The sequence below is a fragment of the Mangrovibacterium diazotrophicum genome, assembly GCF_003610535.1.
In the GTDB taxonomy this organism is placed as follows: Bacteria; Bacteroidota; Bacteroidia; order Bacteroidales; family Prolixibacteraceae; genus Mangrovibacterium; species Mangrovibacterium diazotrophicum.
The window spans coordinates 1,431,031-1,448,927 of the sequence record NZ_RAPN01000001.1; the positions used below are offsets into that span (position 1 = coordinate 1,431,031).

Below are 17,897 nucleotides of genomic sequence, written 5' to 3' on the forward strand. Positions count from 1 at the left end.
ACAAAGATCGCGAATCATCAATTCAAATAACGATGCTCGATATTATTACGAAGAAGTTGACATTCTCCCCCAAAGGAAAATCAGAAAAAATTTAAATTTTGTGCGAATTGCCGCTTCGATGAAAGAAGAATTGAGAAAACAAAGAGACACCTAAACTTACAGTGTCTAATTTTTAGGTACAGTTTTCAAGAATATTTTGCCCGGAACCGGGTGCTTCGACTTAACAACAGAATCTCATCGTGTTTCAATCTGCACTCCTTGTCAATTCAAGATATTCCCCACCACAAAAAAACTATGCAAAATATAATGTACCGAAGCCATAGTGATTTCACAGGAACAGGTGTTCTAAGGCCTGCAAAACAGAATACAGTTAACGAAACGAAAACGCTAATAACGCTTTTTCCACCAATTCTTTAAACGCTCTAATATCTTCAATTCGGAAGCGTTATTCTGCGGAATATAAAAGCGCTCTTTCTTCATTTGCTCGGGCAGAAAGTCCTGCTCGGCGAAATTGCCGTCGTAAGCGTGGGCATATTTGTATTCTTTGCCGTAGCCCAGTTCTTTCATCAATTTGGTTGGCGCATTGCGAATGTGCAGCGGCACCGGCAAATCACCAGTACGTTGCACCGTTGCCAGCGCTTTGTTGATAGCTTCGTAGGCCGAATTACTCTTGGGCGACGTTGCCAGGTAGATGGTACATTCCGATAAAATAATCCGCGATTCGGGATGACCAATCTGGTGCACGGCATCGAAGGTGCTTTGAGCTAAAAGCAGGGCGTTCGGATTAGCCAGTCCAACGTCTTCGGCTGCCAAAATCAATAACCGTCGGGCGATGAACTTGACGTCTTCACCACCATCAATCATGCGCGCCAGCCAATACACAGCCGCATCCGGATCGCTTCCGCGGATACTTTTGATAAAAGCCGAAATGATGTCGTAGTGCATTTCGCCATTCTTATCGTAAGTGCGCAGGTTGTTTTGAAGTCGCTTGGTTACTTTATCGTTAGTGATTTCAATCGTATCGCTTTCTTCGGCATTTACAACAAGCTCCAATACATTCAGCAACTTACGGGCATCACCTCCTGAGAAACGGAGCAATGCTTCGTATTCCTTCAGGTCGATTTGCTTGTTCTTCAGCTCCACATCTTTCTCGAAAGCATTCTCGAGCAGTCGCAGCAAATCATCTTTCTCCAAGTGTTTGAGAATATAAACCTGGCAGCGCGACAGCAATGGCGAAATCACTTCGAACGAGGGATTTTCGGTTGTCGCACCAATCAAGGTCACGACGCCCTGTTCAACAGCCCCAAGTAATGAATCCTGCTGTGCTTTACTAAAGCGGTGAATCTCGTCGATAAATAAAATCGGGTTGGCACGACTGAAGAACTGTTGTTTTTGAGCCTTATCAATCACATCGCGTACGTCCTTCACCCCCGAGCTAATCGCGCTCAAAATATGAAAAGGCCGATCGAGCGTGTTGGCAATAATTTTGGCCAAAGTGGTTTTTCCCACACCTGGAGGTCCCCATAAAATGAGTGAAGAAATATTACCGGAGTCGATCATCTTGCGCAAAACAGCTCCCTGTCCGACAAGGTGCTCCTGCCCGATGTAATCGTCCAGTTTTTTCGGACGTAACCGCTCTGCCAAAGGCTGTAAACTCATGCTTAAAGGTGACGACGTTGAATTTCGTTATGATACTTGTAAAACTTTCGGGCAACAAAAATAAACGGAATACCGACAACCAAAATATAAGCAAAATGCAGTTTGTAGGTAATGATTATCGCCATTCCGGCAAATACAGCAAGAACCCCGAAAAAAGCAATCGGCCGGAACTTGGCCATTTTATCCAGCAAATCCGAATTACTCAGTTTTTTTACGTCTTCCATAGGTCAAAATATAGTTCAAATTAATTACAGTAGCGTTTAATGATGTTGTAAGCGTCTTCAATTCCAAGTTCCCCTGCTTTACTCAAGTCCATCGCTCCCCCCTCAACATCGTCCAGGTAAATCTTTGTTAACCCGCGGTTGAAGTAAGCCTCCGCAAAATCGGGTTGCAGCTCAATGGCTTTGTCCAGGTTGCTCATCGCTTCATCATATTTATCCAGCTTACACAAAACATACGCTTTGTTGTAGTAAACAAACGGGAATGCCGGATTGATTTTAATACAGCGCTCGTAGTCTGCCAAAATCTCTTTGTAATCGTTCAGATTTTCTTTCTTCACCGTCTGATTATTCGGCGAGTCCGCTCCAATCGAGATCGTCATATCCTGCGACAGATCCGGTACAGCCTCCAGAATTTCAACCATCTTAATCCGGCAATTGGCTCGACTGTAGAAGGCAATCAGGTTTTTGCTGTCCAGCTTCAAACTTTTATTAAAATCCTCGATGGCGTCGTTATACTGATTGGTCAGGAATTTGAAGATCCCCCGGCTCAAATAGTTTTCCGACGACTCGTTTGTTTTTATTTTTTCGTTGAAATACAGAATATTATTCTTGAAACTATCCGCAAAGTCGGCAGTTTCATGGTTTGTAATAGTCATCTGCGGACTGTAGTTGTTGTATTTATTCAGCTCTTCCAGCGCCAGGTTGTAATACTGCAAACGCTCGTAATTCACCGAGTTCTCGCTGAATGATGCAATCCGGAAGATCGGTTGCAGCTCGATAATCACGTTTTTATTCTGGATTCGTCCGTCTTCTACGTCCTCTTCGTAATTCGGCAATTCGCGGGTATCCGCCAACGACAGGCGGAAGCGTCGGCGATCCTTCTCGGCTTGCTCATCTTTCGCTTTTTGATCGTCATCCTTCTCTTGATCGTTCGCTTTTTGTTGCTGTGTATTCTGAGCCAATGCCTGTCCTTGCCCCTGAGCTTGAGACTGTGTTTGTGCTTGTCCCTGGTTCTGGTTCTGGCTCTGAGTTTGCGACTGCCCACCTTGTTGTTGTTGTTGTTGTTGTTGCTGTTGTTGTTTTTGCAGCTGAGCGTAGTATTCCTCTTCGGTTGGGCGCCGTTTGACATCCAGCTTCGGATCCAGTTTGGCCGCTATGCGGTAATCTTCCTCGAAACCGGGTAAGCCTAACACTTCCTTGGCAATTCCCCGGTTAAAATAAGCATTCGGCATCGTCGGGTCCAGTTGCAGTGCCAGGTCGTAATCCATGATCGCACCCTGAAAATCCTCCAACCGTTGTTTGACAATCCCGCGGTTATTGTAAGCGTAGGCATTTTGCGGATCGAGCTTGATGGTTTGATCGAAATCACGCAATGCCGAAGCAAAATCATTCATTTCAAAGCGGGCCAATCCGCGCAGCAAGTATGCACTGGCAAAGTGTGGCCGAATAATAATCGCCTTGTTCAAGTCACGGATTGCCTCTGTTAAATCTCCTTTGACAATATTCGCATTACTGCGATTGATGTAGGCATTCACAAAATTAGGGTTGGCCTCCAGTGCGGCGTCGTAATCGGCAATCGCTCCGTCAACATCTTTCATCGAGATTTTCGCAATCCCCCGGTTATTGTAGATGGCTGCGTTTCGGGGCGAAAGTTCCAACGCTTTATCGTAGTCGGCAATAGCATTGGCATATTCGTGCAGCGACAAATGCGCGAGGCCCCGGTTCATGTAAGCATCCGGGTAATAGGGCTTAATTTCGATCGCTTTATCGTAATCGGCAATGGCACCCCTGTAGTCATCCAACTGGTGCTTGGCAAGTCCCCGCAAGAAATAGGGCTCCGGAAGTTGAGGCTTAAATTTGATGACAATATTAAAATTCTCAATCGCCCCAACATAATTCGCAGTCGAAATCCGGGTTTGCCCAACACGGATATAATGATTGATATTGAGCTGTGCCGAAGCAACCGAACTCAACAAAACAAGTATGATAAACAATCTGAATTTCATAGGGTGGCCAATTTACGAAGAGCAAAAATAATATTTTAGCCCGGTATCACCTGTTTTAAGTATTTTTATCTTGATTTCAATTTTTTAACAACTCAATACAATGGAGAATCGATGTGATTGGTGTTTGAAAGATGATTTGTACCGTGACTACCACGACCAGGAATGGGGAGTTCCCGTTTACGATGATAAAATTCTGTTTGAATTTTTAATTCTAGAGGGCGTGCAAGCCGGTCTCAGCTGGCATACCGTGTTAAAGAAACGAGAAAACTACCGCAAAGCCTACGATGACTTTGATTACAAGAAAGTAGCCACTTACGACGAAGTTAAAGTGGCAGAGCTTTTACTAAATAAGGGACTCGTCAGAAACAAACTGAAGATTGCGGCCAGCATTACCAATGCCCAACAGTTTCTGAAAGTCCAGGAAGAATTCGGCTCCTTCTCGAACTACATTTGGGGATTCGTCGATCACAAACCAATCATTAATCACTTCCAAAGCCTGAAAGAAGTCCCGGCAACAACGGCTATTTCAGATGCAATAAGCAAAGACATGAAAAAGCGGGGATTTAAATTTGTCGGATCCACGATTGTTTATGCGCACATGCAGGCCACCGGAATGGTCAACGATCATTTGGTGGGTTGTTTCCGGCATAAGGAAGTAATGTGTAATGAGTAATGAGACGCGATTGTGCTGTTTTCTGTTTCTCGCCGTTTGGCAAGCAGATTTGCTCTAATTCATTAATTCCTTCAATTCGGAGACGGTGTAATTGCCAGAAATGCCAGGCTGAGCAGCAAGATAAGTGGCAATCTCCTCGTTTCCGAATTTGTAGGTTTCTTTCAAGCCTTTAATGATAGTTCGCAAGTATGCATGCCCGGGCTTCCTCAGTAGTTGTTCATCCTTTTCAAAAGTAAAGGTGAAGATCGGAAAGCCATCGTGCCGGCCCAAACAGAGAATGCGGCCATACCAGGCGTTTTCTTTCAACAAGTCACTCCCCTTGGTTTCGATCCGATCAAAATCAATCCGAATTTTCTCGTCAGTGTCCATTTCCTGCGCCATTACTTCACAAAACTGTCCTTCAGTAATCAGGAACATTCGGCCGTAAGTTTTGGAAGAGCCATTTGTCGGTTTCCCGATAAAGGCAACACCGCCTCCAGCCCAGGTTTGCGACTCTCGTGCAAAATACAACTGACGATTGATGTCAACGGGTTTACTACTCAATGGCAACGACCGATCGGAGCATCCTCGACAAGATCTCAGGGCACCTTCCGGACGTCCACCAAGCAGGTAACACCTGAATCGACTTTCCAATAAATTGGAGCCATAACTGGCATACCAAACGTATTGCTTTTCGTTACTCATTCTTCGAAGCCGGATTTTTTGTTTTTTATGGCGGGTATCCCAAAACTACAAAAAAAACTTCTCCCTGCCCTCGTCTGTGCAATGCAGAAACGAGGGCAGAAAGTAGAATCTAGTTGATAGTCAATGTTCGCTGTTCCACTCCTTCATTGGTCATTTTAACCGGGTTAATGAAACCATCTTTATCAAAGGTCATCTTGTCGATACAAGTTTCGCGATGATATGGAATTGTGGTATCCAAAGGCCGACGGTGATAAACGATGTAATAATCGTCGGTATTGGGAATGTGAATCACGGAATGATGGCCCGCGCCGGTTGCAATGGTCGAATCCTGTTGCAATATCTTGGAAATTCGTTTAAAGGGGCCTGTCGGCGAATCAGCGATCGCATAAGCTACACTGTAATCAGGCCCCATCCATCCACCTTCCGACCACATGAAATAGTATTTGCCATTTCGTTTAAACATGAACGAACCTTCGACATAATGCTCCGGGGTAATCTCCTTGAAACGTTCGCCATCGGCAAACGACTCAATATGCAACAAATCCTGGCTGAGTTTAGCAACGTTGCAATGTCCCCAGCCACCGAAATAAAGGTAATGCTGTCCGTCGTCGTCGCGGAAAATAAACTGGTCGATAGGCTGAGCTCCATTTTTAATTTCATTGATCAGCGGCTTACCAATTGCATCGTGGAAAGGTCCGGCAGGACTATCGGCTACAGCAACCCCGATACCTCCTAGCTGATCTTCATTCTGGATGTCGTTGGCCCCAAAGAAAAGGTAATATTGGTTGTTCTCGTGGATTATCGATGGCGCCCACAAGGCATACGATGCCCAATCCACATCTTTAATATCCAGTACATGCGGATGCTTCTCCCAGGTGATCAAATCTTTCGACGAAAAAGCATTAAAGAAAGTCGGGACAAAATAATGTTTGTTGATAGCATTTTTTCGCATCGCCAACTGTGCATCCGAAACAAAGGTTGAAGTATCAGGTGTTCCGTAATGATCGGAATAAGTCGGGTAAATCCAGTACTCATCGCCAAAGATGGCTCCTTCCGGATCGGCATACCACCCCGGCAAGATTGGATTCCCGGAATAAATCTTTTTCCTCGCCTGCTCCTTTTTCGACTGACAGGAACTGACAATTAAAACGAAAAGGCCAAAAGCCGTTAGCACATGCATTTTCATGAGATCTCTTTTTTTGAAATTAAGGTGTATAAAAAAGGCCGGTAGGCAGTGGTAGTTTAGCGATATTCAGAAAAACGGAGGACTTGGTTGAGCCCAGATCGTACAAGCTTCGATCTGCTAGTTACTATTTTTCCGCTGTTATACTACAAATCTCAGGAGCTAAAAGAAAGGATTTAACATTTCGGGGAAACGAGATTAGCGTACATTCGAACCGGAACGTTTCTGAATAATCACCATGGGAAAGTGAAGTTTGGGATCAATTGGTGTCGATTTCGTTCAGTTTAGAGAAAAAAAAAGAGTAGATCTCTATCTACCCTTTTCAAACCTAACTAAACCAATAAAACTAATCAAACCTAAACTTATGAAATAAAATCTACGACAAAGATATGCTCAAAAACATATGTCGGCGTTAACTGAAGATTAAGGAAACTTTAAAGAAATTGTTATCCGGACAAAAACCTTTTATTTTCAGCCCATGAAACAATCAAACAAAGCACTAATAATCTGATATTTAAAACAGAAATTGCCAATTGGAAATTCTTCGATCTAAAAAAATGCCAAAATTAGCTTACACAATTGCTAAAGTTGAAATAGAGAATTACACGATTACCTGTTGATGGAGGAATTCTCAATCCCTTCAAAAAGGCAGTGGCGCAGTAAAGCCAATTTTCTCGCCGGTTTGAGGATGGACAATCTCAAGATACTCGGCATGGAGGTATAAACGATCGGCCGCGGTTCCATACAACTCGTCTCCCACAATTGGGGTGTTCAATCCTTCGGGATGAGCCGCATGAACACGCAACTGGTGTGTACGCCCGGTAACGGGATAAAAAGCAACGCGCGTTCTGTCGTTCTTGCGGTCAATGACTTCCCACCGGGTACGGGCCGATTTTCCATGTTCGAAACAAACCAACTGCTGCGGTCGGTTATCCAAGTCAACGCGTAGCGGCAAATCAATCGCACCCCCGTCCTCTTGCAACAAACCATCCAAAACAGCCACATAGCGCTTCAGGGTTGCTCGTTTGATAAACTGACTTTGCAATTCCTTGTGTGTCACCGGGTCTTTGGCAATCAACAACACCCCGGAAGTAGCCATGTCCAGTCTATGTACTAACAAAGGACCTTCAGCCTCGGGATGCATTTGTCTGATTCGTTGTTGAACCGAGTCGACTACTTCCTTACCGGGAACCGACAGAAACTGTGCGGGCTTGTTGACCACCATCAGCCATTCGTCTTCAAACAGAATTTCCAACTCCACAGGTGTTTTCATTTTCTCTGCTAACGGATCGGCCTCCATATCCAAATACTTCAGCATATGCGTCATTATAGGAGCACACTTACTGCGGCAAGGCGGGTAAAACTGCTTATGCTTGCGAACCTCCGACTTTGGTGAAACGCCCCACCAAAACTCGGCCAGGGCAATGGGTTTTAAATTCTGCTGAAAAGCGTACTGCAATAACTTGGGGCCGGCACAATCGCCCGCACCTGCAGGTGGCACCTCTTGTCCCAGCGCCCGAAAGATCTCAGGAACAGTTTTCACCTCCCCTTTTAAATTCAGTAACCGAAATTGATCGAAGATTTCCAACTGCAAACGTGCCGATTGTTCTTTGCGTTGTTGCTTTAATGTCAAAATAGGATTTAACAGGCCATCCAGTAGTTCTTTTGCCTGATCAACGTTCTTTGCTTGTGCTGACACCGCTTTTTTATAGTCTATTTTCTCCAGCTGACTATTTCGGTTTAGTTCCTCCAACCGAGCTTCCAAATCTTTACCAGTGAGTGTTGCCTCGGCTCTAGTCCGTTGCTCTTTTCGTTCTTTCTTACCCACTTTCATCCTATCCTTCCAATCTGTGAGCACCAACCGCATTTCGTCCTCCAGTAACCTAACCTTATCCGTGGCCTCTTCCAGTTCTTTGCTTTTCTCCAACTTCCGAATTGCAGTATTTAATTCATTCAGTTGTTGCTCTCCAACTTTGAAAAAACCTTGCGGATTTAACAAGTCAAAAACCGGGGGCACAAAACCGGGAAACTCATTTCGTCCGTCGATGGCCCCGGAAAAACCTGCCAAATAGCCTAACTTTCCATCTTCAGCCTGTACCACCAAAACACCAAACATTTTGCCAACACCTCCTCCCTGTCCATCTAAGCCAAAGATGCTATTCCATCCTGCCTGCTCGCTGATGGTTTTCTGTAGCTCGTCGGCAGCAATACGGCACAACAAATGCGGTTCGCTGTTGAATACAAACGGAAATCGCCCTGGTACAGTAACAGAACTAATATTGGACTTGAAAGCTGCAAAATGATTTGGATACACTGTTCTGGCTTGTTTCTCGGTCGCAAATGTAAAAATTAAAAATCACTGGTTGCCTGCTATGAACTGTGAGCCTGGAAATTTAGTAAGCAAAAAGTAACGGATAACAGGGAATTGAGATTGAGTCGACATCGCGACAGGCCCAAAGGAAATTAGAGTGGGCTTTTTGTTTGAAACTTGAAACCTTGGATTTAGAGCAAAAAAAAAAGAGTAGATCTCTATCTACCCTTTTCAAACCTAACTAAACCAATAAAACTAATCAAACCTAAACTTATGAAATAAAATCTACGACAAAGGTAATGTCGAACGTACACGTGTGCGTTAACTGAAGATTAAACAAACATTAAAGAAAAACAAACGCGTATTTAACCGGCGCGCACAAGATCTCACAATCGATTAAAAATAAACGGATTAAATCAAATCCCGACAAAGATCATATCATTTCGAAAATGAAAAAAGCCTTGAAATAAAAAGCCCGGAACGCTTGGTTTTGTGGCAAATACGACTTATATTGTTAACAAGAGAAAGATAAACCAAACCCTATCGGTTACTGGGGAAACCATTCGTTCATTCAAATACCAAATAATTCAAATAATGTGATGAAACGAAACCTCAAAACTTTCTCTACGGTTATTGTTTTAACATTAATCGTAACGGCCTGCACCACAGGCATCGAATTTCCGTCCGTAACACAAAGTCCGACAGGTCTTCACAACACCGGTCAGTTTGTCTGGCACGACCTGGCAACCTACGATCCATCTACAGCCAAAGCATTCTATTCTAAAGTCTTCGGATGGGAGTTTGAAACCTTAGGCTCCGGCGACAATCTGTACTATGTCATTAAAAACAATGGCGTGCCAATTGGTGGCCTCTTCAAACTCGCCGACAAGTATGGTAAAGCGGCTGAATGGATTGGTTCCATGTCTGTTTCCGATCTGGATGCTGCCATTCGCTACAATGAAGCTTCGGGCGGCAACACCATCTTTAAAAAGGCAGCCTTCGCCGGACGTGGTGAAACCGTCATGTTAAAAGATCCACAAGGAGCCTTTATCGCTCTGTTGACCTCCGAAAGCGGCGACCCCTTGCCAAAGCGTCCGGGAGATATCGCTATGAATTCCTGGCTCTGGAATGAGCTTTGGACAACCAGCCTGACGGAATCGGTTGATTTTTACAAAGGGCTGATTGGCTACGAATCGGATGCAGTTACAGGCGCAAAAGCACCCTACATTATTTTCAAAAGTGAAAACAAGGTTTATTCCGGGGCTATCGGCAACCCGGTGGAAGGTGCCAGGAGTTCCTGGATGCCGTACATTAAGGTGAAAGATGTTAACGAAACCCTGGAACTGGCAAAGGCGGCAGGCGCGCATGTGATGATGGAGCCCTCCCCTTCGATCAGAAAAGGCACTGTAGCTGTCCTCACCGACCCAACCGGCGGTCAATTCACAATACAACAATGGATCTTAAAATAAATCAGCGACATGAAAAACAAGATAAAAGCAACAATCTTTTTGTTTGTCCTGGCTGCAGGACTGGCTTTGAGCGCCTGTTCCAATTTACGTTGGGGAGCCGATGCTGGTGTTGATGTTCGTTTCGGCCCCAATGGTCCCAAACTCGACCCGCATGTTGGCGTCGATCTCTACAGTGGCGGAAGATTCTAAAACTTCAATCTGTAAACGATGAAACACACATTTTTATACGGTTTGATCCTGATTTTTGCCGCATGCTACGGTTCCAATCACGAATCCATTTACTGGGTAAACAGCTATCGCGTGGACTGCGTTGGTGTTGGCCCCATGAAATGCATGTTAATCAAAAAAGGAGCTGATTTAAACGAGGGAGAATGGCTAAATTTCTATTCCAGGATAGAAGGATTTGAGTACGAACCCGGCTTTATTTATAAGTTGAAAGTAAAGGAGGAACAGCTAAAGAATGTCCCCGCCGACGCTTCATCCATCAAATACAGCCTGATCGAAATACTGGAGAAGGAAGCAGATCCGAAAGTCGCGCTAACCGGAGACTGGGAATTGGTGAAAATGAACGGTGAGCCGTTTGATCTGCCCGAATTTCGTGGCACAGTAGCCATTCTTCCGAAAATCCATATCGATTACCTCGATATGCAGATTAGCGGGGTGGACGGCTGCAACAACTTCTCCGGCAAAATCAAGTCAATCGATGATTCTTCCGTCGAATGGGGTCCGTTGGCAGCTACCGGCAAAATGTGTCCGGACATGACTCTTGCGAACGCTTTTAGCCGAACATTTAACGAAGTGAAACAGTATCGGCTGGAAGGTGACAAACTCAGCTTCCTTGACGAGACTGCAACAGAACTACTCGAATTTACCCGGGCTGCAGAAGCAAATGTTTTGCTGAACGACATTTGGGTAGCTGAATTCATCGACGGTACAGACGTCAAAGACAAAACAAACGCGCCCCGACTGGAGATCAACAGCTCTCAAATGATAGCGATGGGTACCGATGGATGCAACAATTTCACCGGCAAAATAACCAAACTGACCAATTCCGAGCTCACTTTTGGCCCCCTGGCCGGAACCCGAAAAGTGTGTCCCGATATGGAAATTCCGGAAAAATTCAACCAGATTCTTCCGCTTGTCAGGGCTTATAAACTTGCCAACTTAAAACTCACCCTGCTCGATGAGCAAAATAAAACGCTGATAATTTTAAAAAAGACAGATTAAAAACCCGATTGAAGCGGAAATTGCGATTCGACCAACTGCTTCATTCACATCAATTAAATTCATGAAAAATATACTACTCTTGGGATGCCTTATTTTGGCCTTCAGTCTGCAATTAGCTGCGCAGTCTGACGAAGACGGCTGGGTACGACTGGCTGAAAAGACCGTTTCGTACAAAGCAGAAACGGACAACGTTAGCCTGATTGGCAAAAAAACAAACTTGTCTAAAATTAAGCTGACTTGTGTACAGGGAACTGTAAAATTGAAACACATTCGGGTAGAAATGTCCGACGGAACCAAAAAAGAATACGATCCGAAAGGAACCGGTGTGTTCTCTAAAGGAATGTCGTCGTTCGCATTTGAATTGCCCGGGAAAGACACCAAACTGAAAGACCTTGAAATAGAATATGACTCGGTTGGAGCAGTAGCCGTGACGAAACGTGCCAAAGTTGAAGTGTGGGGCAAGGAACGTAAAGAAAAGGACGAGTAAAAACGATTTAAAGTCGATATTGTGAAGCTTGTAATTTTAAACTTACCCGTTTGAAATTATAAGCTTTTACTTTGAAAATCAATGACTAATGAATTCCAAAGTTGAATCAATGGAACACCAAATAGTTCAGTTTAGAGCAAAAAAAAAGAGTAGATCTCTATCTACCCTTTTCAAACCTAACTAAACCAATAAAACTAATCAAACCTAAACTTATGAAATAAAATCTACGACAAAGATATGCTGAAAAACACAAACCACTGTTACCTCAATGTTAAAAAACATGCTGAGCAGCATATTTTTCAATTTTGATCTTTGAAATCGACTAATCTCAATCAAAATTCTAAAAACAACCGAAAATACAAGTACATCGCATCGCTCAAACATTCTCTCGACTCGGCTCGGAAAATCTGTTATCTTTGCTTTCCTCAGTCAAAATCAGAGTTTCTATCGATTTTCGCTGGATTTTAAGCAACTGAATTTCATAACGGGTCACCGACCATAAAACCCTGTCCGCGTGGATTTAAAGATTAAAGAAGATATTATTCGCTTGTACGAAAAGCATTTTCAGGAAGAAATGACTGTTTTTGAACTCTTGCCGGCGTCGGGCTCCTACCGCGAATATTGCCGGATAAAAAGCGCCAACTTTCAGGCTATTGGAGCTCACAATGCCGATATCAAAGAGAACCAGGCTTTCATTTCGTTCACCAATCACTTTTTTGCGGAAGGGATGCCGGTTCCCGAGATTTACGCGGTCAATCCGGAGGAGACCTGCTATATCCAGGAGGACCTGGGTGACCTCACCCTTTTTGATTACTTGAGTAGAACGCGCGAACGGGAAGGTTTTTCGAATAAGATTGTTCAGGTTTACAAGCGGGTTTTACGCGAACTGCCTAAACTGCAAATTACGGCGGGACAAGGAATCGACTACTCGTTTTGCTACCCACGCGCGGCATTCGACAAGCAGTCGATGATGTGGGATTTGAACTACTTCAAATACTACTTTTTAAAGCTGGCCAAAATTCCATTTGACGAGCAAGCTTTGGAAGACGATTTCAAGACCTTCACCAAATACTTGTTGCAAGCGGAAAGCGATTACTTTTTGTACCGTGATTTCCAGTCACGCAATATCATGCTCCGCGACAACAAAGTCGCTTTTATCGACTACCAGGGAGGCCGGAAAGGGCCGCTGCAATACGACCTTGCATCCTTGTTATACGATGCTAAGGCCGACATCCCACAGGCAATCCGAAATGAGTTGCTCGAGTTCTACCTCGATGAACTGGAGAAATACAAAGAAGTTAACCGCGATCGTTTCAAAGCTTTCTTTTCCGGCTATGTTCTCATCCGGATTATGCAAGCGATGGGTGCTTACGGCTTCCGCGGATTCTACGAGAAAAAAGAGCATTTCCTAAAGAGTATTCCGTTTGCACTGGATAACCTGGCGTACCTGATCGAAAATCACACGATCCCCGTTCAGTTGAATGAGCTGTTTAAAGTGCTGAGATCGGTTTCAGAATCGGAGTACCTGCGCGAGATAGGCAAGCAAAGCGAAGAACTGACCGTTCGTGTCACCAGCTTCTCCTACAAAAAGGGAATTCCGCACGACCCTTCGGGAAATGGCGGCGGTTTTGTGTTCGATTGCCGGGCAATTCACAATCCCGGCCGTTACGATGAATACAAGCAGTTAACGGGCAAAGATCCTGAAGTAATCGAATTTCTGGAAACCCGTTCTGAAATGGCAGAATTCCTGAAGAACGTAACCGGTTTGGTCGATCAATCGGTGAATACTTATTTGAGAAGGGGCTTTACCAATTTAAGCGTCAACTTTGGTTGTACAGGCGGACAGCACCGATCGGTTTATGCTGCCGAACACATGGCTAAACATTTGAAAAACAATTTCAAGGTAAACGTTGTTCTTACACACCGGGAACAGGATTTCTAATCCTTCCGTAAAGAGATTATGATGGCGCTGTTCGGAGTGAACCGACCGCCGCGTTAAAGATTTGAATAAAAGAAATGGGAAAAACAGCTTGTAAAAAGGACGACTACAAAGAACCGGAAAACCCCAAATATTACTGTAAAAAGTGTGGAAGCAAAGCCAAAAAAGAAGACAAACTCTGCAAACCCAAAAAGCTGAAAGATTAGTTTGGAAAACACTAATTATTCTTAGCCTTGGGCTCTCGCTGATTTTTGCCCCACCCCTGCTTCAGGCACAGCCTGCAAACAACCACTTTCAAACAGATTCACTTGTTGCTGAATACAGTATCCCGATTGAAGAAATCAGGGTGCAGGCGTTTCGTTATGCCCAAGATCTGGTTAAAGCCCCCGGAGCTATTGCAATTATTCCGGCCAACCAACTGGAGGAAGTACCGGCTCAGCAAATCGATTTTACACTTAACCAGGTTGCAGGTGTTTACATGCAAAGTGGCAGCCTGAATACCAGCCGCCTCACCATTCGAGGTATCGGAGGACGCTCGCCCTACGCATCAAATAAAGTGAGAGCCTATTTCGAAGATATTCCACTGACCAACGGAACCGGCGAAACAAGCCTGGAAGATCTCGACCAACAACTCATTGATAATATTGAAGTCATTAAAGGGCCTGCCTCGGGTTTCTATGGTTCAGGACTTGGCGGAACACTTTTACTGCACGCGCCACCGGTTAACCGAAACGCTTTTGGCGCCGAGACGAGTTTTGCCAGTTACAATCAACGAAATTACCGGGCCAATATTCAACTCACTGCGGGAGAATGGAGCAATGGTCTGTATGTAAATAGACTGAAGTCGGACGGCTATCGGGAAAACAACGAAACAAACCGAACCAATTTAAGCTACGCTGGCCAATACGATGCAGGCAACCACCAGTTCAACCTGATCTTAATACAAACGGATATGAAAGCCTACATACCCAGTTCGCTCGATTGGGAGGATTTCCAAAACAATCCACGCCAGGCAGCAGCCAATTGGGCCGAAGTTAGGGGCTATGAAGACTATCAAAAGCAAATGGCCGGCCTTTCGGTTCAATCTGACTGGGGCAATAACTACAGTAGCCGGATCAGTATTTTCGGGCAGCGCAAGGCGGCTGAAGAACTTCGCCCTTTCAATTTTTTGGAAGAAGACACCAATTACAAAGGATTCCGCCTTATCGCGGAGAAAAAATGGTACTTCCCCAAAAGTGAATTTGGCCTTAGCTTCGGCAACGAAAGCTTTTGGGAGAACTACGACTGGCAAACTTCGGAGACTGATGATCACAACTTCCAACTATCCGATAACGCGGAAAAAAGAAAATACTTCAATTTCTTTAGTCAACTAAACTACACCAGTAATAAACTAAGGGTTTCAACAGGAATCAACCTGAACCAAACAAAATACGACTACCGCGACCACTTCCTGTCGGATGGAAATCAATCGGCAGACCACCGTTTTAACCCGATTGTTTCACCGCGGCTGGCTCTTAGTTACTCGTTAACAGGCCATGCATCATTGTACGGAAACATCAGCCATGGCTTTTCGCCCCCGAGCCTGGAAGAAACCCTGACACCGGATGGCCAGCGCAATACCGACATAAAACCCGAAACGGGATGGAATACTGAAATCGGAAGTCGCGGAACAATTGCCTACCGGCTCTTTTACGACTTGTCCTTCTACTACATGGAAATTAAAAACCTGCTCGTTGCCCGACGAACTGCAGAAGACGCTTATATGGGTGTCAACGCGGGGAAAACACGACACCCGGGCGTTGAACTGGCATTGAATTACCGATGGCTCAATCAGGCCAGATTGATGTCTGCATTTCGATTTGCAGGGAATTACAGCCCCTACAAGTTCAATGAATTTATTGATGGTGAAAATGACTACAGTGGCAACGATTTAACCGGGAGTCCAAAAACCAGGCTGAATATTGTATCAGACACCCATTTTCGCAACCTGCAGCTGTTAGTTCAGTTCCAATATACCGGTGAAATTCCCTTACGTGACGACAACTCAATTTATACCGACGCCTACCAATTGGTAAATCTGACTTTGAGCTACCAAAAACGGTGGGATAATTTGGAGCTGAATGTGACAACATCAGCACTGAACCTCACGGACGAGCATTACGCCTCCATGGTACTAATCAACGCAAGTTCGTTCGGAAACCAGTCTCCACGCTATTACTACCCGGGACTGCCACGCAACTTTGCCGGCTCAATCCGACTTAAATACCTTTTTTGAATTCAAGCGAAGTCGCAAATCCAGACTCAGAATATCATCCGGATACCAACTTCCCAAAACTTTTGTTGTTTGACGAACATAGAACAGATTTACGTTCCACTGCGGGGCTTCGTAGATCTGAGCCCCCAGGTAAAGACGAGCCCGATGAAGCCCCTCACTGGTTAACTTCCAAAAACTTTCTTCACCTACAATGGGCTGTAACCAACGTTCATTCAATGCCGGGAACCGAACGAAAAACTGCTGTACAATGCGTTGATGATTTGTTCCTTTATTAAACCAACGTTGCTCGATACGCACCATTCCCAAATAATTCAAACGACCTTTCCCCCAAGTAAAGAAACTCGCAATCTGCGGCCGGTATTCATAAATATCAGTTCCCAGCACCGGCTTCTGCGCATACCGAAAAGCGAGTGCAAAGCGATACCAATCGTTCACCCTATGCTGGAAGGACAAGTCAAAATAGGTTAGTTCGCGAAAGGAATCATCTGTACGGTAATCGGTCCTCGTGCTAAAAACCATGTCATTCGTTTGAGTTAACTTCACATCGAAGGCAACCTTAGCCCACAGATAAAAGTCACGTCTTTCCTGTGCTGAAAGACTTTTCAGCAGAAGTAAATAAGCAGACAGGAATAAGAGTTTCTTCATGACCAACATCCGTTCAATAGTAATGCACAGGAAAACCAGAATTTCAGGAACGAAATTCTTAATTGAATATGGTATCTCTAAAGTTATGAAAATAAAAAAGGGTAGACTCAATGCCTACCCTCAACTATTTGTTAAGAATTTTTACTTACAAAACAGTCTTACAAGCTTCGATCAACTTTTGTGCGTTTGCATTTCCTGCATCCAACGCAGCCGCTTTTTGAAGCACATCGTAAGCAGCCTGGAACTCAACTTTTGAATCAGCTACTGCTTTTGTGTAAGCATCATCAGTTGTTTTAATTGTTCCGGCTTGAACTTGTTGGTTTGCACCGTTCAGGATTTTCACACCTTTTTTGTACAATACATTTCCTTCCGACACATAAACGTTAGCCAAAGCACCGGTAATTTTGTCGTTGCTTGGGAATTTCTCAGCACCAGCCACCAAAACCGCTTTGTACTCATCGTCTTTGTCTATTTTTTTCAATGACATAGCCTGATAAAAAATTGCGTTTTCGCTGTTGTAGCCAGCTGCATCTGCAGCAGCAAAAAATTCAGCAGCTGATGCATACTCTTTACCTTTGTAAGCAACGATACCTGCATTGTAATTCAAGGCACCCGGATCTTCAGCAACAGCAATAGCATCTTTGTAGGCTGCAATCGCTTCATCTGTCTTATCCAATTTTGCCAAAGCATTCGCTTTGTACTCTTTGGCTGAAGCCGTGTTTGCATCGGCAGCAATAGCCTTGTCAAAATACTTCACGGCAGCATCATACTTCTCTGCTTGGAAAGCTGCAAAGCCAATGTTAAAATTGATTGCATCATCCACTTGTACCTCGCCAAGGTTATTCATTGCTTTGTCATACAATTCGAAAGCTTTTGCATACTCCTTTGCGGTTAATGCTTCATTCCCCTGGTTAATCAATTCGGCTGCATCCTGCGCAAATCCAGCGATAGTCCCCAACAAGAATGCAACTCCTAATAAAATACGCTTCATAAACAATTCTTTTTTAGATATTTAAGATTACTTTATTTATTAATATTTTTTGTTTTTTGAGCTTGATTCCCAAAAATAGCAATAATGATTTAAAAATCTAAGTTAAAAATTGTTCCGCGGGGCATTT

The 17,897-nt window shown here is 44.3% G+C and carries 15 protein-coding genes; 7 read left to right on the plus strand and 8 right to left on the minus strand.

Annotated elements, in window-relative coordinates; translation table 11 throughout:
• Nucleotides 1-387: 387 nt before the first annotated feature.
• From BC643_RS05655 to BC643_RS05665, 3 genes are read right to left on the minus strand one after another with little or no spacing between them, the layout of a single operon-like run.
• Nucleotides 388-1,659 carry a replication-associated recombination protein A gene (locus BC643_RS05655; RefSeq protein ID WP_120272170.1) on the minus strand — a complete coding sequence of 424 codons (1,272 nt, stop codon included), beginning with the start codon at nt 1,657-1,659 and terminating at the stop codon, nt 388-390.
• 2 nt (nt 1,660-1,661) lie between these two features.
• Nucleotides 1,662-1,883, minus strand: coding sequence for a hypothetical protein (locus BC643_RS05660; protein WP_120272171.1), 222 nt, complete (start codon nt 1,881-1,883; stop codon nt 1,662-1,664).
• Between the two features lie 20 nt (nt 1,884-1,903).
• Complete coding sequence (locus BC643_RS05665) at nt 1,904-3,886, minus strand: tetratricopeptide repeat protein (RefSeq protein ID WP_120272172.1); 1,983 nt, start codon at nt 3,884-3,886, stop codon at nt 1,904-1,906.
• A 100-nt stretch (nt 3,887-3,986) separates the two neighbouring features.
• Between BC643_RS05665 and BC643_RS05670 the strand changes: the two genes are divergently transcribed.
• Nucleotides 3,987-4,559: a DNA-3-methyladenine glycosylase I gene (locus BC643_RS05670; protein ID WP_120272173.1), complete on the plus strand. Its 573-nt coding sequence runs from the start codon at nt 3,987-3,989 to the stop codon at nt 4,557-4,559.
• Between the two features lie 54 nt (nt 4,560-4,613).
• On the opposite strand, the gene BC643_RS05675 is transcribed toward BC643_RS05670, so the two are convergent.
• From BC643_RS05675 to BC643_RS23585, 3 genes are all read right to left on the minus strand, one after another.
• Entirely contained in the window at nt 4,614-5,243 is a 630-nt protein-coding gene (locus tag BC643_RS05675) for a hypothetical protein (protein WP_147377146.1), read from the minus strand.
• A gap of 109 nt (nt 5,244-5,352) precedes the next feature.
• Complete coding sequence (locus BC643_RS05680) at nt 5,353-6,429, minus strand: glycoside hydrolase family 43 protein (protein WP_120272175.1); 1,077 nt, start codon at nt 6,427-6,429, stop codon at nt 5,353-5,355.
• 637 nt (nt 6,430-7,066) lie between these two features.
• Nucleotides 7,067-8,740: an RluA family pseudouridine synthase gene (locus BC643_RS23585; RefSeq protein WP_120272176.1), complete on the minus strand. Its 1,674-nt coding sequence runs from the start codon at nt 8,738-8,740 to the stop codon at nt 7,067-7,069.
• A 596-nt stretch (nt 8,741-9,336) separates the two neighbouring features.
• Between BC643_RS23585 and BC643_RS05690 the strand changes: the two genes are divergently transcribed.
• The 6 genes from BC643_RS05690 (at nt 9,337) to BC643_RS05715 (ending at nt 16,134) form a co-directional block, all read left to right on the plus strand.
• Nucleotides 9,337-10,206 carry a VOC family protein gene (locus BC643_RS05690; RefSeq protein WP_120272177.1) on the plus strand — a complete coding sequence of 290 codons (870 nt, stop codon included), beginning with the start codon at nt 9,337-9,339 and terminating at the stop codon, nt 10,204-10,206.
• A 9-nt stretch (nt 10,207-10,215) separates the two neighbouring features.
• Complete coding sequence (locus BC643_RS05695; protein WP_120272178.1) at nt 10,216-10,395, plus strand: hypothetical protein; 180 nt, start codon at nt 10,216-10,218, stop codon at nt 10,393-10,395.
• A gap of 18 nt (nt 10,396-10,413) precedes the next feature.
• Nucleotides 10,414-11,433: an META domain-containing protein gene (locus tag BC643_RS05700; protein ID WP_120272179.1), complete on the plus strand. Its 1,020-nt coding sequence runs from the start codon at nt 10,414-10,416 to the stop codon at nt 11,431-11,433.
• A gap of 61 nt (nt 11,434-11,494) precedes the next feature.
• The gene (locus BC643_RS05705; protein ID WP_120272180.1) at nt 11,495-11,920 is read left to right on the plus strand and encodes a DUF2541 domain-containing protein; all 426 of its coding nucleotides are present in this window, start codon (nt 11,495-11,497) and stop codon (nt 11,918-11,920) included.
• 514 nt (nt 11,921-12,434) lie between these two features.
• On the plus strand, nt 12,435-13,862 hold the full coding sequence (locus BC643_RS05710; RefSeq protein WP_245994867.1) for a RapZ C-terminal domain-containing protein: 1,428 nt from the start codon (nt 12,435-12,437) through the stop codon (nt 13,860-13,862).
• A gap of 142 nt (nt 13,863-14,004) precedes the next feature.
• Nucleotides 14,005-16,134 (plus strand): TonB-dependent receptor, encoded by a 2,130-nt coding sequence (locus BC643_RS05715; RefSeq protein WP_120272181.1) that lies wholly within the window; start codon nt 14,005-14,007, stop codon nt 16,132-16,134.
• Here the strand turns inward: BC643_RS05715 and BC643_RS05720 are convergent.
• Nucleotides 16,108-16,779, minus strand: a complete 672-nt coding sequence (locus BC643_RS05720; RefSeq protein ID WP_170154466.1) for a DUF2490 domain-containing protein — start codon at nt 16,777-16,779, stop codon at nt 16,108-16,110. The genes BC643_RS05715 and BC643_RS05720 overlap by 27 nt on opposite strands.
• 145 nt (nt 16,780-16,924) lie before the next feature.
• Complete coding sequence (locus BC643_RS05725) at nt 16,925-17,770, minus strand: tetratricopeptide repeat protein (RefSeq protein WP_120272183.1); 846 nt, start codon at nt 17,768-17,770, stop codon at nt 16,925-16,927.
• Nucleotides 17,771-17,897 lie beyond the last annotated feature (127 nt).